General features: G+C 44.0%; 26 protein-coding genes. 23 read left to right on the top strand and 3 right to left on the bottom strand.

Annotated elements, in window-relative coordinates; all coding sequences use genetic code 11:
• Window positions 1-18: 18 nt before the first annotated feature.
• From tnpA to H8S75_RS21180, 3 genes are all read right to left on the bottom strand, one after another.
• The gene (tnpA, locus tag H8S75_RS21190; RefSeq protein ID WP_044902213.1) at window positions 19-240 is read right to left on the bottom strand and encodes an IS66 family insertion sequence element accessory protein TnpA; all 222 of its coding nucleotides are present in this window, start codon (window positions 238-240) and stop codon (window positions 19-21) included.
• A 220-nt stretch (window positions 241-460) separates the two neighbouring features.
• Entirely contained in the window at window positions 461-1,048 is a 588-nt protein-coding gene (locus H8S75_RS21185; protein WP_049943619.1) for a late competence development ComFB family protein, read from the bottom strand.
• Between the two features lie 17 nt (window positions 1,049-1,065).
• Entirely contained in the window at window positions 1,066-1,827 is a 762-nt protein-coding gene (locus tag H8S75_RS21180; RefSeq protein ID WP_187023270.1) for a ParA family protein, read from the bottom strand.
• 178 nt (window positions 1,828-2,005) lie between these two features.
• Between H8S75_RS21180 and fliD the strand changes: the two genes are divergently transcribed.
• The 23 genes from fliD (at window position 2,006) to H8S75_RS21065 (ending at window position 23,399) form a co-directional block, all read left to right on the top strand.
• Entirely contained in the window at window positions 2,006-4,438 is a 2,433-nt protein-coding gene (fliD, locus tag H8S75_RS21175) for a flagellar filament capping protein FliD (protein ID WP_187023269.1), read from the top strand.
• A gap of 36 nt (window positions 4,439-4,474) precedes the next feature.
• The gene (locus H8S75_RS21170) at window positions 4,475-4,846 is read left to right on the top strand and encodes a flagellar export chaperone FliS (RefSeq protein ID WP_021641495.1); all 372 of its coding nucleotides are present in this window, start codon (window positions 4,475-4,477) and stop codon (window positions 4,844-4,846) included.
• On the top strand, window positions 4,846-5,244 hold the full coding sequence (locus H8S75_RS21165; protein ID WP_021641494.1) for a hypothetical protein: 399 nt from the start codon (window positions 4,846-4,848) through the stop codon (window positions 5,242-5,244). Before H8S75_RS21170 ends, H8S75_RS21165 begins: the two co-directional genes overlap by 1 nt.
• A 22-nt stretch (window positions 5,245-5,266) precedes the next feature.
• Window positions 5,267-5,674 carry a bacteriohemerythrin gene (locus tag H8S75_RS21160; RefSeq protein ID WP_021641493.1) on the top strand — a complete coding sequence of 136 codons (408 nt, stop codon included), beginning with the start codon at window positions 5,267-5,269 and terminating at the stop codon, window positions 5,672-5,674.
• A gap of 262 nt (window positions 5,675-5,936) precedes the next feature.
• Entirely contained in the window at window positions 5,937-6,134 is a 198-nt protein-coding gene (locus H8S75_RS21155) for a hypothetical protein (RefSeq protein ID WP_147296733.1), read from the top strand.
• A gap of 68 nt (window positions 6,135-6,202) precedes the next feature.
• Window positions 6,203-6,430, top strand: coding sequence for a hypothetical protein (locus H8S75_RS21150; RefSeq protein ID WP_187023268.1), 228 nt, complete (start codon window positions 6,203-6,205; stop codon window positions 6,428-6,430).
• A 437-nt stretch (window positions 6,431-6,867) separates the two neighbouring features.
• The gene (locus H8S75_RS21145) at window positions 6,868-7,572 is read left to right on the top strand and encodes a response regulator transcription factor (protein ID WP_169728237.1); all 705 of its coding nucleotides are present in this window, start codon (window positions 6,868-6,870) and stop codon (window positions 7,570-7,572) included.
• Between the two features lie 343 nt (window positions 7,573-7,915).
• Window positions 7,916-8,275, top strand: a complete 360-nt coding sequence (locus H8S75_RS21140; protein WP_002571642.1) for a hypothetical protein — start codon at window positions 7,916-7,918, stop codon at window positions 8,273-8,275.
• A 20-nt stretch (window positions 8,276-8,295) separates the two neighbouring features.
• Window positions 8,296-8,751, top strand: coding sequence for a hypothetical protein (locus H8S75_RS21135; protein ID WP_187023267.1), 456 nt, complete (start codon window positions 8,296-8,298; stop codon window positions 8,749-8,751).
• Between the two features lie 59 nt (window positions 8,752-8,810).
• Window positions 8,811-9,527: a Cas9 inhibitor AcrIIA9 family protein gene (locus H8S75_RS21130; protein ID WP_002571644.1), complete on the top strand. Its 717-nt coding sequence runs from the start codon at window positions 8,811-8,813 to the stop codon at window positions 9,525-9,527.
• A 26-nt stretch (window positions 9,528-9,553) separates the two neighbouring features.
• The gene (locus H8S75_RS21125) at window positions 9,554-10,120 is read left to right on the top strand and encodes a DUF7666 domain-containing protein (RefSeq protein WP_002571645.1); all 567 of its coding nucleotides are present in this window, start codon (window positions 9,554-9,556) and stop codon (window positions 10,118-10,120) included.
• A gap of 3 nt (window positions 10,121-10,123) precedes the next feature.
• On the top strand, window positions 10,124-12,343 hold the full coding sequence (locus H8S75_RS21120; protein ID WP_187023266.1) for a PcfJ domain-containing protein: 2,220 nt from the start codon (window positions 10,124-10,126) through the stop codon (window positions 12,341-12,343).
• A 181-nt stretch (window positions 12,344-12,524) separates the two neighbouring features.
• Window positions 12,525-13,298, top strand: coding sequence for a hypothetical protein (locus H8S75_RS21115; RefSeq protein ID WP_187023265.1), 774 nt, complete (start codon window positions 12,525-12,527; stop codon window positions 13,296-13,298).
• Between the two features lie 87 nt (window positions 13,299-13,385).
• A complete protein-coding gene (locus H8S75_RS21110; protein ID WP_002571648.1) occupies window positions 13,386-13,754 on the top strand; it encodes a DUF5688 family protein in 369 nt (122 codons plus the stop codon).
• Between the two features lie 390 nt (window positions 13,755-14,144).
• Window positions 14,145-15,080, top strand: coding sequence for a DUF5688 family protein (locus H8S75_RS21105; protein ID WP_002571650.1), 936 nt, complete (start codon window positions 14,145-14,147; stop codon window positions 15,078-15,080).
• A gap of 427 nt (window positions 15,081-15,507) precedes the next feature.
• The gene (locus H8S75_RS21100; protein ID WP_002571651.1) at window positions 15,508-15,720 is read left to right on the top strand and encodes an excisionase; all 213 of its coding nucleotides are present in this window, start codon (window positions 15,508-15,510) and stop codon (window positions 15,718-15,720) included.
• A gap of 74 nt (window positions 15,721-15,794) precedes the next feature.
• Window positions 15,795-17,000, top strand: a complete 1,206-nt coding sequence (locus H8S75_RS21095) for a site-specific integrase (protein ID WP_187023263.1) — start codon at window positions 15,795-15,797, stop codon at window positions 16,998-17,000.
• Between the two features lie 296 nt (window positions 17,001-17,296).
• On the top strand, window positions 17,297-17,446 hold the full coding sequence (locus tag H8S75_RS21090) for a hypothetical protein (RefSeq protein ID WP_187023262.1): 150 nt from the start codon (window positions 17,297-17,299) through the stop codon (window positions 17,444-17,446).
• A 498-nt stretch (window positions 17,447-17,944) separates the two neighbouring features.
• Window positions 17,945-18,250: a choline transporter gene (locus H8S75_RS21085; protein WP_187023261.1), complete on the top strand. Its 306-nt coding sequence runs from the start codon at window positions 17,945-17,947 to the stop codon at window positions 18,248-18,250.
• A gap of 48 nt (window positions 18,251-18,298) precedes the next feature.
• The gene (locus H8S75_RS21080; protein ID WP_187023260.1) at window positions 18,299-18,979 is read left to right on the top strand and encodes a response regulator transcription factor; all 681 of its coding nucleotides are present in this window, start codon (window positions 18,299-18,301) and stop codon (window positions 18,977-18,979) included.
• On the top strand, window positions 18,976-20,190 hold the full coding sequence (locus H8S75_RS21075; protein WP_187023259.1) for a sensor histidine kinase: 1,215 nt from the start codon (window positions 18,976-18,978) through the stop codon (window positions 20,188-20,190). The genes H8S75_RS21080 and H8S75_RS21075 overlap by 4 nt, the downstream gene beginning before the upstream one ends.
• A 295-nt stretch (window positions 20,191-20,485) precedes the next feature.
• A complete protein-coding gene (locus H8S75_RS21070) occupies window positions 20,486-21,337 on the top strand; it encodes a helix-turn-helix domain-containing protein (protein WP_187023258.1) in 852 nt (283 codons plus the stop codon).
• Entirely contained in the window at window positions 21,324-23,399 is a 2,076-nt protein-coding gene (locus tag H8S75_RS21065; RefSeq protein ID WP_187023314.1) for a HelD family protein, read from the top strand. The genes H8S75_RS21070 and H8S75_RS21065 overlap by 14 nt, the downstream gene beginning before the upstream one ends.
• Window positions 23,400-23,419: the final 20 nt, after the last annotated feature.

Genomic DNA, 23,419 nt, shown 5'->3' with positions numbered 1-23,419 from the left:
CGTAAGGCTGGAACTGGGTTATGTCTGACTTCGGACGCGGTCCCCAAGATAACCGTAATTCGGTGGCAGGATCTGATCCGCTGCAGCTTTTCGACAGCGGCTGACCCAGTTGTAAAAGGTACTCACTGCAATGCCGTTTTCACGGCACCAGTCAGCATCTGTCATGCCGCTCTGGCGGCATTCATTAATCAGCCTGATCTGTTCCGGCATTAGAACACGGGTTTTGCGAGTAATTGACATAACCTATCCTCCATAAATGTAGTGAAATAATCTAAAGATCTTTCGACTACTATTATAAGTTAAACTGGAGGGTTATGAAATCCGGTGGAATATTTGGCGCTTACCAAAGAAACGCCAGAACCGACAATTGCCGGAACTGGCGTTTCATAATTAGGAACTTATTTTACAGCCCCCCGACATTCAGTATAGAACCTGTTTTTGTCTTGCCTGGTTTCCTTTCCTAATGACGAGGATTGTCAAGAATTTGAAAGCAGGCCTTCGTCAGCTCGGTCATGATAGAAACCTTATATTTACCTGAAAAAAAATTGAGAAGAGGGGATACTGCATTTTGAGGTACAACAATATATTTGGCAGGTAATCGGGTAAGAGCCAGCGCCATCACATCGGCCTGACAACGCAGGCAGGTACACAACCCAAAGCGCTCCATATAATCCAGTAGATTCTCCTTTACAGTAATCTCCATGACATTCACAAATTGATAATCTAATTCTTTATCGGGCACAATCTTTTCGGAACTCTCTTCCTCCTGGGGAGGAGCTGGTGATTTGGGCTGGATTCCCATCAGGGCAACCTCTTGTTCTAGGGAAACCTTAATCGCATCGGCGATTGGATGATTGATGCCCTGATCAGACTCAACGATACGTATTGCCGCTGGTGAAGCTGATGCCTGTGGAACGGTCATTTGTGAACCCGTTATTGGCTGGGGGGCAGACTGCAGGACTTCGGATGGTGAGGCATCGGATTTCACTTGATTACCGTTTACCAGAAGGTTTAAGACATGATTGGTTTTATTCGTTTTTTTGGGCATGTCGTGTCTCCTCATTGTTATTTAAGTATAGTGAAAACTTCCTGGACAAAAGCGGTATAGTCCTTGCCTGGATTGGAGCGAGGGGCATAAAACTGCACAGGCTTTCCATGAGCAGGGCATTCAGCTGTAGCTACGCCATTCCGAATTCTGGTTGTAAATATCCTGGTATTAAATAGGGCAGATAAATCAGAGGCCATTTCCTCTACCTCTTTTGACAAATTCAATCGTGTTATGTTTCTTGTCATCAGAATTCCCAGTACTTTTAACCTGGGATTGAAGGATTCCTGAACAGCCTGTATGGTCTCACGGATCTTTATAACCCCGGAAAGGCTTAATATTTCAGTGAGCATGGGTATGATGATATAATCAGAGGCCACATAGCAGTTTACTGTTAGGATGTTAAGGGCTGGAGGGGTATCAATGATGATGTAATCATAGGAATCGATAACTGACCCAAGGACATCCTTTAAATAAGCTTCACAGCCACCCTTGGCGAATTCCACTACCACACTCTCTAAAGATATATCCGATGGAATCACATCTCCGTACTCTGTACTCTGGATTGCAGACTGAGCGGGACACTTTTTTGTAAGTACATCATAAAGTGTTACTGGTGAATCGCTTTCAAGACCCAAGCAGAAACCTAAATCTCCCTGAGGATCTAAGTCAATGCTTAAGACCTTTTGTCCCAATGCAAAGAGTCCGGCAGACAAACTGGCAGCTGTAGTGGTTTTTCCAACCCCTCCCTTTTGGTTAGAAATAGATATAATTTTGGTCAAAACAATTTTCTCCAATCAATCTTCTTAATCATTATAGCATGTATGCCGATATAAAATATAGAAACGTTATCCTTGATATTAAGTATAAGATAAAATTTGACAAAAAACAATCTATTTCAGTAACTATGAGGAAAGAAACTTCGTCATATGGATGGAAAGATGTAGGAGGAGAGGTACTATGGCATCAATAGGAAGCTTATCATCTGCAACCAGTGCAAACTTATATGGTGCGACCATCCGAGGTGTATCAGGGCTCGCTAGTGGGATAGATACAGATACCATGATTGAGCAGATGACCACGGGAACAAGAAATAAAATATCACAGCAGTTTCAGGAACGCCAGAAACTTCAATGGAAGATGGATGCTTATAGGAATATTAGTTCCCAGCTGATAGACTTTAACAGCAAGTATTTACGGCTTACAGCACAGAATAGTCTGTACCGTGCAAGCACCTTTGACCGGAGCATCGTTACCTCCCAAGGGAGTAATGCCTCCAAGGTAAAGGTATCCGGTTCCTCTGCTTTACTAGATGGACTTAAGGTAACCAGTGTGAAAAAACTGGCAACTACAGCTGGACTGACGGCAAAGGAGAATGCCAGCGTTGGTAAGTTGGCTAGCGGGGAAATTGATTTGGAGGGTAAAGTCCAGCTCCAGAAGCTGGCAGATTCTTCATTATATTTTTCTTATGGCAAACAGTCTTATTCCGTATTTTTAAGCGCATCAGCTGACTATACGAATCCAATAGAAACAGCAAGACTTATTAATGCGGCTTTGGACCAGGTGGAGACATCAGATAATGGGAAGCTGGGAGATAAGGTGGAGTTGTCTTATGAAGATGGTAAATTCAAATTTAAGGACAAACAGGCCAATCATGACAATATGGTGAGCCTTACTGGCGGCAGTGATGGAGTTATGGAAGCACTTGGTTTCAATGATGCCGATTTGACAGACGATAACAACATCGGCTCTACTGGTGTGCTGGAGGGCAAGGAAAGAACAGCAACGGATTTGGTTTCAGAGATTACTATCACTGATTTTATGGGTGGAAAGGAGATGTATTTCTCTTTAGACGGTGTATCTAAGACCATAAAGCTGCCTGATGCAGTGGAGCTTCGGAACATGACTATGAAAGATTTGGCTGTCTATATGCAAGCGGCGATGGATAAGAATTTTGGCAGGGGGAAAGTAACGGTTGAGGGGATGAATTCCAAAAAGGGAAGCCTGACCTTTGAAACAACACATGCATCCTCCGTCTTCAGTGTGACGGGCGGTACGAGGGGGATGTTAGGTTCCAGCGGCGCCATGAAGATGACGGCAGGGGATTCTAACCGTTTGAATCTGAATCTGGGAATTGAGGAGAGTGGGATTCTTAAAAATGGAACAAGGGACAGCCTGGATAAATATACGTTTTCACCTCTAACAGGCGGCCATGATGAAGAATTATATCTGGAGATTAATGGAACGGTTATTAAAGGGCTGACATCGAAGAGCAGTATCCGGGATATAGTCCAGGCTGTAAATGATTCCGATGCCGGTGTCAAAGTCACATACTTGTCAATTGCAGACAGGTTCACCATTACTGCCACAACAAGCGGCAGTGGAGGTGCGGTTGGTTTTGAGAAAGAGGCAGAGGTGGAGGCAAAGATACCAGATACATCCAGCCCTAGTGTGATGATTCCGGGGAAAAAGAAAGTCCAGAACTTTGCGAATGTTTTGTTTGCTGGCTGCGATGGCACAGCCCAGACAGGGCAAGATGCGGAGTTTACGGTCAGGTATGGCGGCTCGGATGAGGAGGTGACGGTGATAAGACCAGGCAATTCCTTTGTGTTTGAGGGGGCGTCATTTACCCTTAATGATGTATTCAATGTGGATCCTGCTTCTAAGTCTGAACCGGTCACATTTTCTTGTAAAGTGGATTCTGAGGGTATATCCAAGAAGGTTTCCGAGATGGTAGAGGATTATAATAAAATGGTGGATGAGATTGCCAAGCAGGTCGGTTCCAGACCAAACAGGAAATATCAGCCGCTCACAGATGAAGCCAAGGCAAAAATGTCGGAACTCGAAATTAAAAATTATGAGGATAAGGCTAAGGAAGGATTGCTGTTTGGAGATACCCTTCTGCGGGGACTGTCCGATAAACTGCGCTTTGTGTTCAGTGGTGTGGCTAATGGGCAGACCCTGGAGAATATGGGGCTGATGATATCAGGTAGCTATTCAGAAAATGGTAAAATTTCATTTGACGAGACGAAGTTTAAGGAAGCCCTGGAACGGAATCCTGAGCAGGTACAGCGCCTGTTTACAGGCACAGTGGATGGAAAGGGACAGGATGGCTTTATGGCAAGGATGTCCGGGGTATTTAACATATATGCCAAGACTGATGGACTCACCAAAGGAAGTCTGATTTCCAGGGCAGGAAGCACCTCCGCTGCAACCTCTCTGCTAAATAATGAAATTCAGAAACAGATGGACGAGATAGATAAACGAATTGATAGCCTGGCTGAAAAACTCCAGAATGAAATTGACCGCTATAGTTCGCAGTTTACTCGTATGGAACAGCTTATCGCCCAAATGAATAGTCAAAGCAATATGTTTAGTTCTTTTGGGGGCTAATGAATAGGTGGTGCCGGAATAGGAGAGAAAAGAATTATGAATGCGTCAGGTTATCAAGCGTATAAAAACCAGTCTATATTTACTATGACACAGGGAGAACTTCTATTGCTCCTATATGATGAGTTGGTAAAGCGATTGCTTCAGGCTGATTTGGCTCTGAAAAATCAGGATTATGGGATTTTTGAACATTCTATCGGAAGAAGCGCGGAAATTGTAGATTATCTTAACTCCACTCTGGATAATCGATACCAGATTAGTGGACAATTAAGCAGAATGTATGATTTTTTTAAATTTTACCTTGCCAGGATTGAAGCAGGGAGGGATGATGAAAAAATCATTGAGCTTATAGAACTTGTAAAAGAGCTGCGGACTGCATTTTATGAGGCAAACAAGAAAGCGGGGATTTAGTGACTGGGGAATACATTGATGAAATTATTAAACAGTATCAGAAACAGTATAGAATTATGACGGAGCTTGGACATCTTACTGGGGAACTGGAATCCGCCATTCAAGCCAATGACCGTGTTTCTATTCAATTGGTTTTAGAAATGCGCCAGCAGGCGATTCATGAAATGGAGGCTTGTCGGAGGGGGGTTATTATTCTGATAGACAGTATACCTGTTGAACAGAGAGGGCATATAAAAGGCCTTCTGAGTAAAGCGGATGATGATATTCCAGGAAATGCGCAGGAAGAATTACTTAGGGAGAAAAGTTATAAGGTTTATGAAATCGTTAGACATGTCATTGAAATGGATCGCAAGCTCAGTCTGAAAACAGCTGGGAAAGATTCTTTTTATTACACATAAGAGAAAAGGAGATAATAGGAAGATGCAGGCTAAATATAAGATAACTAAAGATTTGGAGACGGGAAACCAGTTAATAGACACCCAGCACGGCCAATTGTTTGATGCAGTTAATAATCTTTTAGATGCTTGTTCCCAAGGAAAAGGGAGGGAACGGGTGGTTTCCACGGTAAACTTTCTGGAGAATTACGTCAGGAAGCATTTTAACGATGAAGAGAGCCTTCAGGTACGATATCATTATCCTGGGTATGAAGGGCACCGCCAATTCCATGAGAGATATAAAAACGGGCTTTCCTTGCTGATTAGGAAGATTTCCCAAGAGGGGGCGGATATGCGAGCGATAACTCAACTGAACCAAGAGATAGCGGTATTGATTTCCCATATCAGGTTAGAAGATAAAAGGCTTGCGGAGTTTATTCGCAATTCTAAATAGGGAATGGGGTATTTGATTTGTGTAGAAAGTTATTTTAACTTCATTTCGTAAAGTAAAAATAAACACCTGGTGTTAAGGGTATTGGCTGATTTTGACGGACACGAGGTATCTTATGAGTTCCATCCTGAATTCGGTGGTCGTATTGTGGAAGGACTACATGGGGGTGAGGAAGGCCATCCCCTGATATTTGGTGTTGAGAATCAGATAGGATATGTGGCTGATAGTATCTATGTGAATGGAGCCCCCTTTTGAAGCTGATTACGTGACAGATAATGATGATGGCCCCCATACTGCCTGGTATTCTGTTCCGGAGGTTTATGAGGAGCAGGAAGTAGGGGGCTATATAACAGAGACAAACATACAGCCCGCAGTCGTGTTGGAACCTATCCATATGGAAGACGGCGTTATCATTTATATCGGTGCTGACGAGGGCGTGCTTCCAAGATGGAGGACTGTGTGAGACCGCATCGTTACGGGGACAGAGGATTCGGTTAAGGAGAACGTTGAGGCGGATAACAGAAAGAATTAGTGGCATCTTTTTCCTATAATATCGACCTGATGCTGGGTAAAAACAAACTGGACAATGAAATCTGGGATGGTTCAGTCCAGATGGCATTTAGCGGTGTCCCGATTGAAAAGATGAGCAGGGAAGCGGACTCTGTGGAAGTAATGTATGTTGCAACTACTAAAGAGGATGAAAATCAGGCGGATGTCTCAGCAGAGGATGTTGTTGAGGATTGTAAATGCAAAAAGTGATATGAAAGATGCGAATTATACAAAAGAACTAGAAGAATCACTAATAGAGCCACTGGTAGTATTGCGTAAAAATGCTCCTAAACCAACTCTCATAAATTGCAAACCGTCAGAAGCGTTGCCTGTGATTGTGAATCAGATTAGGTAGTTCTCTATATATTCCCGTTTATTTCAATTCTTACATACACGATGGGGGGTGTAGTTCTGATGCACCTGGTTTATTGTTCCGAAATAATCCGAACCCGTATGTCCCTGTAATTTTGTGGCAGCCCCCTGTTATCTCGCATAAGCAATGGGACTTTAGCTAAGTCGGTAAGCTTGAGTCCGGGAGGACGGTTATACTGACGTTGGATAACGAGCAATCCGCTATAATAATGGCATATATTCTCAAAAGGGATCTATTAATTGCATACATATTACGGACGAAAAAAGGACAGTACATGAAGAGGAACATATTAGTAATTAGCAGAGAAAATTGTATTGGACATATGCTTGAAGATAACTTTATGGACTCCTTAACTACAGTATTAAGTGTCCGAACATCAACTCATGCAATGGAAATGATTATGCAGGAAACATATAGTTTGATTATACTTGATGTTTTAATACAAGACATGGATGGGAGTGTGTTGTTGCAAATCATCCGTAAGCTGAGTCGTGCGCCTTTATTGGTTTTGACAAAACAGCTTAAAATTCAAGACAGAATCAAAATATTAAATTTGGGAGCAGATGACTGTCTAGTCTGGCCTGCGGATACAGATGAGCTGATTGTAAGGATGGAAGCCTGCATGAAAAGAGGCGTAGAAAGATTAGATTTAAAACCTGTGTTTCATAAAAACATCGGATTACTTATTAATCCCTGCAAACGGACGGTAGAAATAAAAAGCAGGGAAATTGTTCTTACAAAACGAGAATTTGACATTCTTCTCCTTTTGGCGAGTAATCCCGGTGTGGTCTTTTCTAAAGAGCAGATATACGCCGCAATATGGAACGGTAAATTTGTAAAAGATGGTAGTAACATCATGAGCTATATTGGACGGCTGCGCAAGAAAATAGGACTGGAGGCAGGTAAGAACATTCAAACAGTATGGGGAATTGGATATCGGTTTGATGAGGGAGACAAAGAAGCCGATTTGACAGTTTAAAAAGCACAATATCAACTATATGTGGTATAAAAAAGATTGACTTATGCTGTATAATGTTATAGACTTATGATGAGATTGATTTTGTGTGATTGAAAAACACATTACGTTTTGTTTCGGAAGATATCCGGAAGTCAATTTTTATACCAGGAATAATTGGGTACAGGAATAAACAGGATTTCTGTGCCTTTTTATTATAAAAATTCAGAGAGGAGGTTCTAATTCACGATGTAAAACGCTACAGAGACAAGATAAAAAAGCGGTAAGAGACCGCGCAGGAATGACACTGGATTTTATAAATCTGAGTGTCTTTTTTATTTTTTAAAAATAGAGAGGAGGGAGGTAAATGGACGAAAGTGTTCAGGTAAAATCAATATTCAATGATTTCTATGTGCTTTTCAATGCGAATAAGGGAGTACTGGCTTTGTATGATAAATACAAGGACAGCAATCTTTTTATGGCGCTGATTGGAAATCTGGATCTGGCTGTGGAATCGGATGCAAATATGATTATGAAAGAGACATATGCTTTTTATAAACGTTATGCAGACCGGGAATTGAGTGATGAAGATTGGGACGCGGCAGTGGAAGATTTCAAGCGTATAAACAACGCCTGGGATAACCAGTGGTGCAAAGAGCATATGCTGGAACTCTTAGGGATATTGGAAGCGCAGGAAAAAGAACGGAAATCAAAACAGGTGGCCTGAAATGTTGATGGAGGTAAGGGATGGTTTATCAAGTTCTTGTGAAAAATTTATTCAATGACATGTTCGCATTTTTTAACGGCAAGCAGACAATGGATCTCAAAACGCTGGCGGAGACTTATCCGGATGAACCGCTGTTACGGGCATTTATAAGCGGTCTGGATCAGGCATTAAGCGTCCCGTACAACGATGTTATGAAGCAGTGCTATGCGTTTTATAAAAAGTATAACGGAAGAGAACTGTCCGAAGAGGAATGGCGGGACATTGTTGACGGCGTTCAGATTTATAATCAAAAATGGCAGAATACATGGTGCAGGGGACTGATCTTGGCGCTGCTGTCAATTTTGGAAAAAGAGGATAAAGACAGGAAGGGAAAGACGCCAACTGAAAAACATCCAGAGGAAGGAGAAACAGAAGAAGGTGGAACCAAAGAAGGTGAAATCGAAGAAGGACAGCAGGAAATGGATACAGCTGCTTAATCCTATTATGGCCGGGGGTGCAGGTTGCTCCGGCTGTTTTTATGTCAGGAGGATAGGAAATGGTAGAAAAAATTTATGACAAAATAGGAAGCGTTCAGGAAATCAATGGGATTGCTGCGGATTTAAGGCGAATTGGCCTTCGGGAAGAAATCAAGATTCTGGCAGAGAAAAATAAAATTCCCACAGGCGATATAGAAGACTATCTGAAAGGGAAACGGTATTTTCTGGTGGACGGAGGAAATGCAAAAACCTATGAAACCGTCAGAAGCAAGCTGTTGGATGAGATGGGATTTTTAAATGATCCTCAATTTGGCGATGTGATAGGACAGTATCTTCTGGAAAACTGTGGGGATTCTGAATTTTCAAGGCGAGTCCTTCAAAACCATAAGACATTGCAGCGGTGTATCGAGCACTTGATGAAAAAAGCGCGGGAAATGGTGACCGATGAGGAAAGCAAGAGACCGCAAAAAACCTGTGTTGCAGTTGGAGAGGATATGGTATACCAGTGGGCAAGTGAGTACTATGAACTGGATGACGCAGAGGAGGCTGCCAGAGCAGTTCAGGAAGAAGAGAAGAAATTCCTGGAGCGCAATGCGCCAAAGCCACCGGTTAGTAAATTAGGAAAGAAAAGCTCGTCGGCGAAACGTACTGGTAAGAAAAAATCAGCTCCGTCGGAACCGGTATCCCAGAAGGAAGACTCTATCAAGGCTGTGACTGAAAAGAGAGTATTAAAAGAGGATAAAGACCAAATTGAAGGCCAGGTTTCTTTATTTTAAATTTTACAAATAGGAGGAGTCCACAAGTGATAGTTGCATATAAAGCGTTTGATAAAGACCTGTCCTGTACCTCCGGCGGGAATCGGTTTCAGTACAGATTAGGAATATGGAATGAGGAAGATGTGGCAAATTGCTCCCACAATGGCTTTCACTGTGCTGAAAACCCATTGGACTGCCTGACATATTATTCAGATTGGAGCAACGCGGTCTATTACATGGTTTTGGCAGATGGAGACATTGATGAGGACGCCCATGACAGTAAAATTTCTGCAACCAGGTTAAAGCTGGTAAAGCAGTTGAACCTTGCTGAATTTATTGCACACAGTCTCAGGTATATATGCGAACATCCCATGAGAAGCAATCATGCAAGGGTGGCTGACAATGAGGGAGAAGCAAGGAATGGTTTTGTTGTAGTCAGAGGCAAGAATCCGGCTGCAAAAGGAAAAACAGGAGATGTCCTGGGATTTGTGAAAGAAGACGCAGGCAGCAGAGACGTTTCAGAAATCGGGCTTTTTGTTGTGGATGGAAAAGAAATCCTGCCGGATACCTGGTATTTGACGGACGGATCTATCACAGAAAGGAAAGCAGCATAAACTATGGAAAGAAAAAAATTGATGGCGCTTGGCGGACTGGCTCCTACCAGTGAGATGTTTCGGCTCGCTGGACAGGATATTCTGAAGAAAAGGGCAGAGTTTGGCCCGGATACATACCGGTATGAGATTTATATAAGATGCCAGGTTATGGATGGGATTTTGAAAACTGCATTTTATCTTACAAGGGATTTGAAAATCGGGGCTGTCAAGCCGGTATATGAGGTATTCATAGATGGGAAAACCAGAACATTTCTTACCTGGGATGTGATTCATACAAAATGGAGAAGTTCCATGTTGATAAACCTTGAATGGCCCAGATATATTGATGATTCCAATTCCTATATTACTGCCGAAGAAAATGAGGAAATGAAAAAGTATCTTGGGGTAGCGGCAGATGGATATAGCGGAATACTGGATTATCAGGAGCAATTACGCGAAGAAGCGTTAGCGAGAAAACACAGGAGGAAAACGGAGTCATGGGATAAAGTGATGGCGCAGGTTCCGGCGGAACCGAAAGACTGGAACCACTGGGTTAATAAGCATGGTATACATCAAAATTATGTCTTTTATGATTATGTGAGGAATGGCGCCAAAACAGGTTACTGCACCTATTGTGAGAAGAAGGTGCCGATTATCAAACCAAAGCATAATGCGCTGGGTAGGTGTAGATGCTGTGGAAACAAAATTCAGTTTAAATCAAGAGGACGCGCAGGGCGTTTTTTCACGAAAGAGGAAATGATATACCTTGTGCAAAAATGTGGAGAGGGGACTGTCGTCCGGCAGTATTGTGCAACGCGGGCTTATTCAGCAGGGAATTATGAAACCCCTGATATATTTTGCCGGGAGGAACGCAGATATGTTTATAGTGCGGATTTAGAAGAAACCCCTTACTATTATGGCAGATACCGATTCTGGGAATATAGATGGATAAAAGGGGAAAAACCAGATGCCGGTTTTGGATATTATCAATATTACAAATCCAGAGAGGAAAAGCTGGGTGCTGTTTATAAGCGGACACTGCCGGCTTTGTCTGCCGGAGCTTTAAGAAAAACCGGATTGCCGCAGTTAGCCAGGAAAGTAGACAGGATAAATCCAATGGAATATCTTGAGACACTGAGCAGAAAACCGTATCTGGAGCAAATTGTAAAATCAGATCTCTTTCAGCTCGCCTGGAGCGTTATCTATGACCACAGAGAGCTTGAATTAAGCGATAGCAATGATTTTGCAAAATCCCTGGGGATTGATAAGAACCGTATGAAACGGCTTAGAGAGCATAACGGAGGTTTTGTGTATTTAGAATGGCTGAGGTTTGAGAAGCTGCGGAAAAACAACATACGTGATTCAATCATTGAGTATTTTGAGCGGAATAATTTAAGCCCCGGTGACTTGGACTTTATCATTGAAAAAATGACTCCGGCCAGAGTCTGCAATTACTTAAAACGGCAGTACCGTGAAACTGGACGGCCTCCAAAGGAACTGGTTTCAACATGGCAGGATTATACTGCAATGGCAAGCCGGTTGAAAATGGATTTAGGGCAGGAACAGATATTTAAGCCAAAGGAATTAATCAAAGCCCATGATGATTTACTTGCATTGTTAGGAAGTAAGGAGATTGCTATGCAGGCGGCAGAAATATTGGAAAAGTATCCTGACGTTGATGAAATCTGCCAGCAAATCAAAGAGAAGTACGAATATGGAGATAAAGATTACATGGTCATTGCTCCGGACCGAATTGAGGACATCATAAATGAGGGATACATACTTGGGCATTGCCTGCATCGGAGTGAAATCTATTTTGACCGGATTCAAACGAGGGAGAGCTATATTCTCTTTTTGCGCAAAGCCAGCGAACCGGATCAGCCATATTATACGTTGGAAGTGGAACCGGGAGGGACTGCGCGTCAGAAGCGGACAGTTGGAGACAAACAGAACGCTGATTATGAGGAAGCGAAAAACTTTATAAGGAAGTGGCAGAAAGCAATCAGCCGGCGACTGACAAAGGAAGATTGGGAATTGGCAGAGAGAAGCGCTCTGCTGCGTGTGAAGGAACTTGCCGAGATGAGGGAAAAGAATGTGAAAATCAGACACGGACATCTGGCGGGGAAGCCTCTCGCGGATGTTCTGGAAGCGGATTTGATGGAAGCCGGGCGCTGCGCTAAGGCGGACAGCCTGCTGGTGGAATCTGTACAGGAAGGAGAAGATAAACTTTGTGTAGCGGCCTAAAGGGAAAGGAGACATACTGATCCGGTGAACCGGTTATTGTGAGACTGTTAAACACAATGTAAAAGCAATAGTAGTTGCGTGAGCAGATGCCGTGATTAGGGAAAAGCGAAGAATGATACGGCTGAGAAACCGGCTTCCCTGAAACCGGCTGTCAGACTGCGAGCTTAGGAAGGTATATTGCTTGCCACGAACTGATCGTGAGTGGCTGAGTATGAAACATGTGGTGTTATATTCCGGAGGCGCCAGCAGTGCATATATGGCGTATCTGGTGCTCCAGGAGCAAAAGAAAGAGGAGGTCGTCCTTCTGCATACGCCAACCTTTACGGAGAACCACGACGCAGATACATTTCGCTGCCGTGTGGCAAGACGTCTTGGCGTGCCGATTACAGAATGGGGAGACGGACGGGATTTAGATGAGCTTTTAGAAGACCAGAAAGCGATACCGGGGCAGTTTCTCCCGTTTTGTACAGTAGAATTAAAACAGAAAATGAAGGAGGAATATTTTAAATACTTAAAAAGCCAAAACCAGGATTTTATTGAGTATGTTGGGTTTGGCCTGGAGGAGGGAAAGCGGGTTCACAATGCGCTTAACAGAGCCGGGCAGACCGGGAGGACCATCCGGTTCTCCATATACGAAAAGAAGATACCGGACTGTGAGATAAAACGGATGATTGAGCAGGAATGGAAGATACCGCTCCCCCAAACCTATAAAAATGGCTTAAACCACAATAACTGTATTCCTTGCTACAAAGCGGGAAAGACGAGCTGGAGAGTTTATTGGGAGCAGTACCCGGAGCGATACTGGAAAGCGGCAGAGTACGAAGAACGGTACGGCTATACAGTCTTTAAGGACTGCAGCCTTACTGAACTGGCAGTGTGGTTTGAAAAGGATAAGGAGTGGGAAGACATGCAGTACCATTTAAAGGATTACTTCCCCTGCGAGTACTGGGCATAAGAAAGGAATAACGGCAGGAGACTGCCAAAATACAAGGCGTCGGAAAATATCCGGTGCTTTATTTTATTTAAGAAGGGAAGAAAAAGAATGAAGCAGGAGACATTTGCGGAAATAAAAGACAGAATTATTTATGTATTGGAAAACACTGAGGCAGCAGAGGTAAAAGCCAGATTCCACGAAGCCTATCTGGATATGGTGAAAACATTCCGGGTATACCAGTGCGATGGAGAGAATGATTTTAATATCACCTGGGACGATTTGGAAAAATGGGGTGTAAAGCTGGAGACGCTCAAGGAAGCGGCAGAACGGAACACTCCGGTATTAATCCCGCCCATGGTCTACCAGGTTGTCCAGATTCCGTCAGGAATCCGGCAGATAGAGATGGGGATAACATGGAGGCTATTTTGGAGCATATGGCCGATATTGATAATGTGGAAGATCCAATGTACATGCTGACGAATGCCACGGGCCAATACGGGGGCGGCAGTATTTTAAATGAACTGTTGCTGGAGCGGATTGCGGAGTTGTGGTAAGAGGATATTATTTTATTACCCTCCAGTGTACATGAGTCTTTATTGATACCCTTCAGTAAAAAAAAGAATGGAATTAAAGGATTGGCAGGAAACGGTATCATTCATGAACAGTACGATGCTTCTGGAAGGCGGTGTCCTGTCGAACAGCGTATATCAGTATGATTGGATTAAAAAGAAGTTTGTGATTGGGTGCAACCCGGAGCTCGTTGATTAAAATTCAGAGACCTGATAGGAGTAGCAGCGATATAGGCTGTGCGCAAGTAACCATGTAAGATCATGATATTAATATTACCAGCACTGCTGGAGGAAAAGGATGGAGAAATCAATGAATAAGAACAGAGATTATTGTAAGTTTGTTGAAGATATTAAAAAGGAAGTACAGGATATAATCAAGGATTGGGGAGCAGAGGCTGTGTTTGTGCCAGCTGGCAGCCCGGAGACAGAAGATTGCCTGATTGTAAAAATACCAACCGATGAGGGAATGGGAATGCAGCGTTTTCTTATGGAGGAGATTTATCAGGATTTAAGAGATAAAAGGGGGACGATGGAAGAGATTGTGGAAGAAGTCAGAGATGCGCTGAAGATGGCGCGCCAGGTGTCAGAAATGGGGGTGCTTGATAAGGTGGACCGTTACGATGAAATCAGAGACTCTTTAATTTTACGTCCACTCAATTATGATGCCAATGCGGAAAAACTGGATAAAGGAATATTTTATCAAATTGGTGATGTGGCGCTGGTATTATACATAAATATAGGAAGTATGAAAGATAAGTATGTCAGCAGTATGGTCAGCTCTAACGTGCTTTCTATCTGGGAAAAGACAAAGAAAGAGGTGATTGAAACTGCAATAAGAAATACATACCGTTTATTTCCTCCCAGGACAGTTGATGTATATTCATTGTGCTTTGGGCTGTCAGAAGAACAGGAATTTATGCATACAGTTCCGGAAACAGTAAAAAACAACCAGGGAGACGGGATATTCGTAACCACGGTGAATTATGTGAATGGAGCTATTGCTGTTTTTATGCCTGGTGTAATGGAAAGGCTGAGCGAATTGCTTGAAAGTGATATTTATTTTGGATTCCTTAATACGGAGGCTGCGGTGATCCACAAAAGTAACCTGGTATCTCCGGGGGTAATCCAAGACGCTTTAAGGTTCCAGAACCATAATTGTGGCAGTGAGGAATTTCTTTCGGAAAAAGTGTATTTTTATAGCAGGGAGCGTGACCGGATTGAAGTGGTCGGATAAAAAACGAAAGAATAAAGTGAGTTTATCATAACGTGTTAGCGGCAAGGGACTATTGGTGGAATCCAGTAGTTCCCCTGCCGTTTTTTTATGCTGTTTTACAATTTACCGCCGAATGGGGATTTGTTTTAGATGTATTGAAAATCAGAGAAAGCAAGACTGTCAAGAATCCTCTATGTGGAGCAATACAGCAATTTGCCATGACCTTGTGAAAGCGAGCGAAGATATACTGGAAATTGATTTAGCCAATCATCTGCGATGATATGTAGAGAAAACGATAATGATACTTCCCTCTAAGATGTGAAACCCATCGGGTGGGCCTGGACGGTAAAGTGCGGGATATGCGGTGACGTATATATGTGGCTGTTGGCATCAGCCGGTTGGCAGGCTTGTAATCTTGCGCTCATTATGTGTGAAGGCAGGTGAAAAAATGGAGAAAGACTTGACTGTCCCGCTTTGGGAGAAGTATCTGCTGACGATAGAAGAGGCAGCCGTCTATTTCGGGATAGGAGAGAACCGGCTGCGGGAACTGGCAGCATTGGATATGAAGCGGGAGTTTACGATAGACAATGGAAACCGGACCCTGATAAAGCGGAAAAAGTTTGAGGGGTGGCTTGATGAAAAAAAGAAAATTTCTTTATAAATACGGTTCAAACAGAGAAATCGAATTTGATAGGATTATAATTAAGAGGTAGTGTAATCAGAAAGGTGGATTACATGGGCAAAGATTTACGTGGCAAGGAATTGGGGGGTGGCTTATATCAAAGGAAAGACAAAAGGTATTCAGCCCGATATACCAATCAATATGGAAAGCGTATGGAGTTTTATGATTTCAAACTATCCGTAGTGAAAAAGTGGCTTAATGATGCCCGTTATGAAGATGAACATGGCCTTTCTGGTACAGGGGAGAAGGTAACTGTCACCGAATGGTTTGAAAAGTGGATAAAGCTTTATAAGGAAGGGGTTGTAAAAGACAACACTGTAAAAAATTATAAAAGCCGCTTTGAGAACAATATCAAACCGGCGATAGGCAATTTGCAATTAAACAAGGTGAAAAAGATTCAGTTGCAGACCATTTTAAATAACATGTACGAAGAAGGATACGCTTTTGGAACTATGGTATTGGCTCAGATTACAATACACGCATTGTTTGCTGGGGCGGTACAGAGTGAAATATTAGCGAAGAATCCGGCGAATGGGTTAAAATGTAAGCAACGGGATGTGAAAGACTCCAGGGTTCTTACCAGAGAAGAACAAAAAGTTTTCCTTGAATATAGCAGGGGAACAATGTACTATAATGCATATGCGCTTTTATTGCAGACGGGTCTCAGACCAGGTGAGGTGGGCGGTTTGAAATGGGAAGACATTGATTTTGATAAAAGAGAGCTGCATATAACAAGAACCTTGCTGCAGGATAAGGCAAAAGGTGGTTTTTACTTTGGAAGTCCCAAAAACAAAAAAAGTATCAGGACTGTCCCGTTAACTGATACGGCAATCCAACTATTAAAAGATCAGCGGATATGTAATTTCAAACTCCGACAGAGAAGTGATAACTGGCAGAAAAACAAAGAGTTTGATAATTTGATATTTTGCACTATAAATGGAAATCCAGTAGGTCAATCGACATTTCGTATGATGATGCTCCGGGTGATTACCAGAATTAATAATGACCGCAGAGCAGAAGCAGAAATTAACAATACTACTTATGTGGAATTTGAACCGGCACATCCCCATACGCTTCGCCATACATTTGCAACCAGATGTATTGAAGATGGAATGAAACCAAATGTTCTGCAAAAAATATTAGGACATGCTTCTATCACTGTAACAATGGATTTATATGTACATGAAACACATGAGGAAAAACACAAGGAAATCAGGAAATTGGGCAATGTTGAAGAAATTGGCGTAAAATTGGCGTAAAAAATTTTTTGAGGCCGGGAAGGTGCTTATAATAAGGGCAAAACGAGCAAGTTACAGATTACGCGAAGTAATTGTTCGGAGTGAAAGATAAATGCCCTATAACCTAAGGAAATCAATATTCCTAAAGGTTTGGGGCATTTTTTAATGCTTGTAACTTTTCAGGAGTTTTTGACAGAACCATAGAGACTTATACAATCTGCTGTCAAAACGGGGGGAGGTTCGCCCTTCTTAATAGGGCTGAGCTTTCGGAGGCTGGGCTGACAGGGGCGATAAAAGAGGAATTTGGCCCGGATACGGTGATAGAGGTTTCCAGGGACAAGCTGTTTTCTGTGATTGTAAGCAGGGAGGAGGCCCAGTTTATCTGTACGCTGGTGCCGTTTGCCGCGCCGGACCATGAGGTGGAGAAACAGTTTCCGTTTCATTCCTGTGACACGTGGAAATTATAAAGTGGCGATCGAGGAGATCACCGGCAGAGGTGTCTAACGTAGTGGGGACCTGATCCGGATTGACGAAGAAACGGAGGCCGTCTGTAAACTGGCGGACGGTGTTTTACATATTATTGGTACTGCATGCACAAATACCGGTGAATTCAGCACGAATGCCTCACAGCCGCAGAGAACTTGTATCTTTGCAGTTGTGAGGTATTTTTATTGCAGGGAGCGTCTCCCGGTGATCCGGCAGAGTTTTTACATTAAACTTAAGTTTTTTACATTCTGTGGCATTATGAATCGCCGTAATGTTATAATTGATACTCAATAAGTTTACTGTGTATAATTGGTGGACAGCCATGGACATCTTTGCGGATATTCACAACCGGGCGCCGGACGGAGGATTTTTCCGGAAGGAATCGTGAATTTCTAACCGTACTTTAACCATGGCTTCTGTATAATAAGCCTGTGATCGCATAACACAGAAAATAAAAGAACGAATAACAGGAGGCATTTATGATGTTAAAACACAGAACAACAGCCATTTTGGCAGCAGCAGCCGTAGCAACCACGACATTAGCCTTTACTGCATCTGCAGCTGTAAAGGATGTACAGGCGGATACCAGCAAATCCGCCGTATGCACTTCCAACGTTATGGACCATGCGGACGGGAATAGACAATATAAGTCTGAGATCAGAACCGATGAAAATGGAGAATCGTATATTATCGCGGATGATGGATCGAAGATTTATATCAGCTGGACGGAAAAAGGAATCGGCAATGACGGCAGTGTCATATACAGCGTCGTCGCGGCTGAGTAGAAGGATTTTTATCGGGATACCAAAAAGGATGAGAGGATTTGATTTACCATGAGACTTTTGATTGTGGAAGATGAGGAAGATATGCGGGAGGCGCTGTGCTACGGCCTGCGCAGACGCGGGTATGCGGTGGACGCTGCAGGTGACGGCACCGACGCGGTCGAACAGTGCGGGATCAATGAGTATGATCTGGTGGTGCTCGACTTAAATCTCCCCGGTCTGGATGGCATGGAAGTGCTGAAGCACATTCGGTCCATGGAGAACCCGGCGAAGGTGCTGATTCTCTCTGCCCGCTCGGAGCTTGCAGACAAGATCAGCGGGCTGGACAGCGGAGCCAGCGACTATCTCACCAAGCCGTTTCATTTTGAGGAATTAGAGGCACGCATTCGTATGCTGCTGAGAAGATCATTTATCCAGACAGAGGCCGCCCTGACGAGGGGAGGTCTCTGTCTGGATTCCAATTTAAAGACAGCTGCTTTTCAGGGAAAGCAGCTGGAATTCTCCATGCGTGAATTCGCAATTCTGGAATATCTGATGATTCATATGGGCAGGCCGGTCAGTGCAGAGGAACTGCTGGAGCATGTGTGGGACAGGGAGGCCGATCCCTTTTCCAATCAGGTGAAGGTCTATATCAGCGTCATACGGCGCAAGCTGCTGGCGGTTACGGATGAGGAAATCATCCGCAGTATCCGCGGCGCCGGATATCTGATCGATAAGGAGGAACCTCTATGATGAGGAAATTGTCACTTCGCATGCGGCTGACCCTGCTCTCGGCCCTGGTGATGGCCAGTGTGGCAGTCATACTGACCAGCATGTTTTTATTTGGGGCAGACCGCATTTTCGTACGAGACTTAGAGCAGAAGATGACGTTTCAGCCCCAGGATATTATCATCACCAGTGTTAAGAAAGAGGGAGTCCCTAACGAAAATATGGACTTGCAGGAGATTACCGTTTCCTTGAAAAAGGCGGGCACGCAGTTTAATCTATGGGGGATGGCGGCCCTTTTTCTGGTCCTTATTCTGGGAACCGGGGCGACGTGGCTGATGGCGGGCCATGTGCTGAAGCCGCTGAAGGAGCTGTCGTCCGCGATTGAGGAAATCAGCGGCAATGATTTGTCGAACCGCGTGGAGATACAGGGCGGACAGGATGAGATCGGCCGGCTGGCCCGGTCTTTTAATCATATGATGGACAAAGTCAGCGCTTCATTTGAACGGCAGAAACGTTTTTCCGCCAGTGCCGCCCATGAGCTGAAGACGCCGCTTGCCACGATTCTGGTGAATCTGGAGGTCCTGGAGCTGGACGGGAAGACTTCGCCGGACCGCATGGAAAAGGTGCTGACCATCGTAAAAGCGAATACGGAGCGGATGATCCGTCTGGTGGAGGACCTGATGCGTCTGACGTCAGATGAGGACCACGAGATGGAGGAGGAAGTGGAACTGGGCGAAGTGTTTGCCATAACGCTTTATGAGCTTTCACCGCTGATCCGGAAAAAGGACTTGACCGTCTCCATCGAGAATACGCCGGATATCAGCCTGACCGGCAACCGCATCATGCTTTACCGCGTTATAAGCAATCTGCTGGAGAACGCGGCAAAATACAACAGGGAGCATGGGTCCATCTCAATTGTCACAGGCAGAGAAGATAATGATGTGACTGTGAAGATCGAAGACACGGGAATTGGAATCCCGGAAGAAGCGCTTCCTCATATTTTTGAACCGTTTTACCGGGTGGATCAGTCCCGGTCCCGCACCGTGGGCGGAGCCGGTCTGGGACTTCCCCTCGTAAAGGACATCGTGGAGAAGCACGGGGGAGAGGTCGCGGTGAAGAGCACGGCCGGTGAGGGAACGACATTTATACTGCGGTTCCCTGCCTCATACCACGGTGTGGAAAGACGCGGATGTGTATCTCCTCGACATGGAACAGTAGTCTGCGGCAATGATTAAGCAGGTGGAACAGAACGGAACTTTGTGCTATGATAGGGAAGTATAATTGAATCATATGATATTAAGTGTATGTTCAAGCTGCCAAAGATATCGGCGGGGATATATGCCATAGGAAAATCAGATAATATACAGGATACTGTTTTATTCGGGAGTGATTAAAAATCAGCAATTGGTTTTTAATCACTTTTTGTATTAAGATTATGTAAACTGTTAATGTTATAAAATGAGCAAGATTGATAAAAACAGTAAGCTATTTATCGTTTATAATGGGTACCTGACAGAAAGGAGGCAGCCCGTGAAACGCATCGATAAAGTAAGGAAGGTAATTGGGTTTATCGAGGATAATCTGACTGAAAAGCTGGAACTGGACGAGATCGCAGAAGAGGTTCATTATTCCAAATACCATTTGCACCGTGTATTTTCGGATACAGTGGGCCTTACGATCCATGATTATATTAAACGGAGGCAGTTGACAGAAGCAGCAAAACTTCTGGTTTTTTCAGACAGGCCTATTATTGATATCGCGCTGATGGCCGGCTATAAGAGCCAACAGGCCTTTACCACTATTTTTACGGATATGTATAAGATGCCGCCGAATAAGTATCGGGAAAATGAGAGGTTCTATCCGTTGCAGATGAGATTTAGGTTTGAAGGGAGTTATGCTATGTTGAGTGAAAGGAAAGAGATACCCTGGGATATCACATTTGCAGATGAAGAGGATATCTCATGCTGGATGGAATTGGTAAGACTGGTGGTGGACGGATTTCCATATTTGTGTGAGGACGAGTATATTGGTGTGCTTAAGCAGAAAATAGAGGCAAAAGAAGCCCTGATATTGAAGGATGGGAATACTGCAGTAGGAATTCTTTTATTCTCCAGTGAGACTGGGAGTATTGATTTCATGGGAAGTCATCCGCTGTATCGTAAAAAGGGGATCCCCAGAGCATTTCTGCATAAGGTGATGGGAGAACTGATGAAAGGGAAGGAAATAAGTATTACCACATACAGAGAAGGAGATCGGGCGGATACAGGGCAGCGAAAGCAGATTCAGGGACTTGGATTTGCGGAGGCAGAACTTCTGGTGGAGTATGGATATCCGACTCAGCGGTTTATTCTGCCGCAGGAGGAAAATAATAATGGACAATAGCAGTATTCCGTTTCCGGATGAGGCGGCTCATCTGGAGGATATGAATAAGAAGCTGGAGTATGCTCTTGAGAGGGCGGAAAAAGATGTAGAGAAGCTGGACCGGGAGTATAAGGCTTCCAAGCGGTATATGGCGGAGAACAGGGGCGAAATCGATCCCCATGAAATGTTTCAGAATGAGCTTCTTTTAAAACAGACGGATCGGACGGGGGCATTTTCCGTGGAGGTGCGTAACCGGCTCATGAAACTGAAGGAATCTCCGTACTTTGCCAGAGTTGATTTTTGTGGGGAAGACGAAACGGAAGAGGACCCCTTTTATATTGGCAAATTTACCTTTAAATATGAAAATGACCTCTTGATCTATGACTGGCGTGCCCCGGTTTCCGGTCTGTTTTATGATTTTGAAACCGGGCCGGCCTTCTATGACTCGCCATCCGGAAGGATCGAAGGGAGACTGACAAGGAAACGCCAGTTTAAAATAAAGGACGGGGTGATGGAATACGCTTTGGAAAGCTCCGCTAACGTACAGGACGAGATTCTGCAGAGGGAGCTGAGCCATACCTCCGATGAGAAGATGAAATCTATCATCTCCACCATTCAAAAGGAACAGAACCGGATCATTAGAAACGAAAAGGCGGAAACCCTGGTGATACAGGGGGTCGCGGGTTCGGGGAAGACCTCTATTGCACTGCACCGGATCGCATTTCTGCTCTATCGGCATAAACGGCAGCTGAGTGCCAGAAATGTGACAATACTGTCTCCGAATAAAGTGTTTGGAGATTATATTTCTAATGTTATACCGGAGCTTGGAGAGGAACCAATCTATGAACTGGGATTTGCTGAACTTGCTGATATACAGCTGGAAGGCATCATTGGTTTTGAGAAGGAACACGACCCGCTTGAAGCGAGGGAGGAAGCGTGGATACAAAGAGCACGGTACAAGTCTTCAATGAAATTCGTCTCAGAGATGGATGAATACATCAGACAGCTGCCGGACCTCCTGTTTGTTCCAACCGATTATATTTTTGGGAGATTTAAGGCGGACAGGGAGTGGATCAGGACCAGATTCCGCGCCTACAGCGGTTATCCGGTAAAGCAGAGGCTTTCCATGACAGCGGATGATATTTATGAACGGTTCCGGAGCGAGAATATTATGGAAGAAGATATTCCGCGGCGGGGAACGATTTTGAAGAGTTTAAACTCCATGCTCACGATTAAGAATTCGTTTGCTCTCTATCGGGCGTTTTATAAGTGGCTTGGACGGCCGGAATTGTTTGTCATGCCATCTAAAAAGACACTGGAGTGGGCGGATGTCTATCCGTTTATGTACCTGCGGGCGGCTTTTGACGGGATAAAGAAAAGCGGAGTTACGAAACATCTGGTGGTCGATGAGATGCAGGATTATACGCCGGTTCAGTACGCGGTGTTGAATCAGATGTTTCCGTGTCCCAAAACAATTTTGGGAGATTTTGGTCAGTCCATCAATCCCCATTACCGTTATTCTCTGGAGGATTTAAGAACAATTTATCCGGAAGCAGAGTTTGTCACGCTGAGTAGGAGCTACCGGTCTACATATGAAATTATGACATTTGCCAAAAGCGTTCAGAATGTTGTGTCCTTAGAGCCGGTAGAACGGCATGGGAGAGCGCCGGTCATAATCTCCTGTGCTGATGAGCAGGAAAAGATCCGTGAGATTAAGCGGAAAATCCGTAATTTTGAAAATGGGGGAAACGTTTCCCTGGGAGTTATTTTAAAGACAAATCGATCGGCTGCACAGATGTATGAGATTCTTTCTGCGGACTGTAACGTAAGTTTAATTACTCCGGAAAGTTCAAGTTTTCAGAATGGGGTAACAGTTACCTCCATTCAGATGGCAAAAGGGTTGGAGTTCGACGAGGTAATCCTTGCGGATGCAGACCATGAAAACTACAGGACAGAGTATGACCGCAGCCTGCTTTACATTGCCTGTACGAGGGCCATGCATGAACTGACGCTGCTTTACTCTGGAAAAAGAACGGAACTGGTCAGCAGTTCCTTTTTACAGCGGCCTCTCGTTCTGGTATAATAAAGACCAGAGACAGGAGG

This window comes from Hungatella hominis (genome assembly GCF_014288005.1).
Taxonomy (GTDB): domain Bacteria; phylum Bacillota; class Clostridia; order Lachnospirales; family Lachnospiraceae; genus Hungatella; species Hungatella effluvii.
This window is presented reverse-complemented; position numbering and strand designations above follow the sequence as displayed.

What these genes read in the sequence shown, in the direction of transcription:
- H8S75_RS21170 (WP_021641495.1), top strand. Translation starts at nt 4,475, where the DNA reads ATGAATGCGTCAGGTTATCAAGCGTATAAAAACCAGTCTATATTTACT.
- H8S75_RS21140 (WP_002571642.1), top strand. Translation starts at nt 7,916, where the DNA reads ATGGACGAAAGTGTTCAGGTAAAATCAATATTCAATGATTTCTATGTG.
- H8S75_RS21160 (WP_021641493.1), top strand. Translation starts at nt 5,267, where the DNA reads ATGCAGGCTAAATATAAGATAACTAAAGATTTGGAGACGGGAAACCAG.
- H8S75_RS21085 (WP_187023261.1), top strand. Translation starts at nt 17,945, where the DNA reads ATGATGTTAAAACACAGAACAACAGCCATTTTGGCAGCAGCAGCCGTA.
- H8S75_RS21075 (WP_187023259.1), top strand. Translation starts at nt 18,976, where the DNA reads ATGATGAGGAAATTGTCACTTCGCATGCGGCTGACCCTGCTCTCGGCC.
- H8S75_RS21145 (WP_169728237.1), top strand. Translation starts at nt 6,868, where the DNA reads ATGAAGAGGAACATATTAGTAATTAGCAGAGAAAATTGTATTGGACAT.
- H8S75_RS21105 (WP_002571650.1), top strand. Translation starts at nt 14,145, where the DNA reads ATGGAGAAATCAATGAATAAGAACAGAGATTATTGTAAGTTTGTTGAA.
- H8S75_RS21120 (WP_187023266.1), top strand. Translation starts at nt 10,124, where the DNA reads ATGGAAAGAAAAAAATTGATGGCGCTTGGCGGACTGGCTCCTACCAGT.
- tnpA (WP_044902213.1), bottom strand. Translation starts at nt 240, where the DNA reads ATGTCAATTACTCGCAAAACCCGTGTTCTAATGCCGGAACAGATCAGG.
- H8S75_RS21095 (WP_187023263.1), top strand. Translation starts at nt 15,795, where the DNA reads ATGGGCAAAGATTTACGTGGCAAGGAATTGGGGGGTGGCTTATATCAA.
- H8S75_RS21135 (WP_187023267.1), top strand. Translation starts at nt 8,296, where the DNA reads ATGGTTTATCAAGTTCTTGTGAAAAATTTATTCAATGACATGTTCGCA.
- H8S75_RS21100 (WP_002571651.1), top strand. Translation starts at nt 15,508, where the DNA reads ATGGAGAAAGACTTGACTGTCCCGCTTTGGGAGAAGTATCTGCTGACG.
- H8S75_RS21110 (WP_002571648.1), top strand. Translation starts at nt 13,386, where the DNA reads ATGAAGCAGGAGACATTTGCGGAAATAAAAGACAGAATTATTTATGTA.
- H8S75_RS21130 (WP_002571644.1), top strand. Translation starts at nt 8,811, where the DNA reads ATGGTAGAAAAAATTTATGACAAAATAGGAAGCGTTCAGGAAATCAAT.
- H8S75_RS21080 (WP_187023260.1), top strand. Translation starts at nt 18,299, where the DNA reads ATGAGACTTTTGATTGTGGAAGATGAGGAAGATATGCGGGAGGCGCTG.
- H8S75_RS21185 (WP_049943619.1), bottom strand. Translation starts at nt 1,048, where the DNA reads ATGCCCAAAAAAACGAATAAAACCAATCATGTCTTAAACCTTCTGGTA.
- fliD (WP_187023269.1), top strand. Translation starts at nt 2,006, where the DNA reads ATGGCATCAATAGGAAGCTTATCATCTGCAACCAGTGCAAACTTATAT.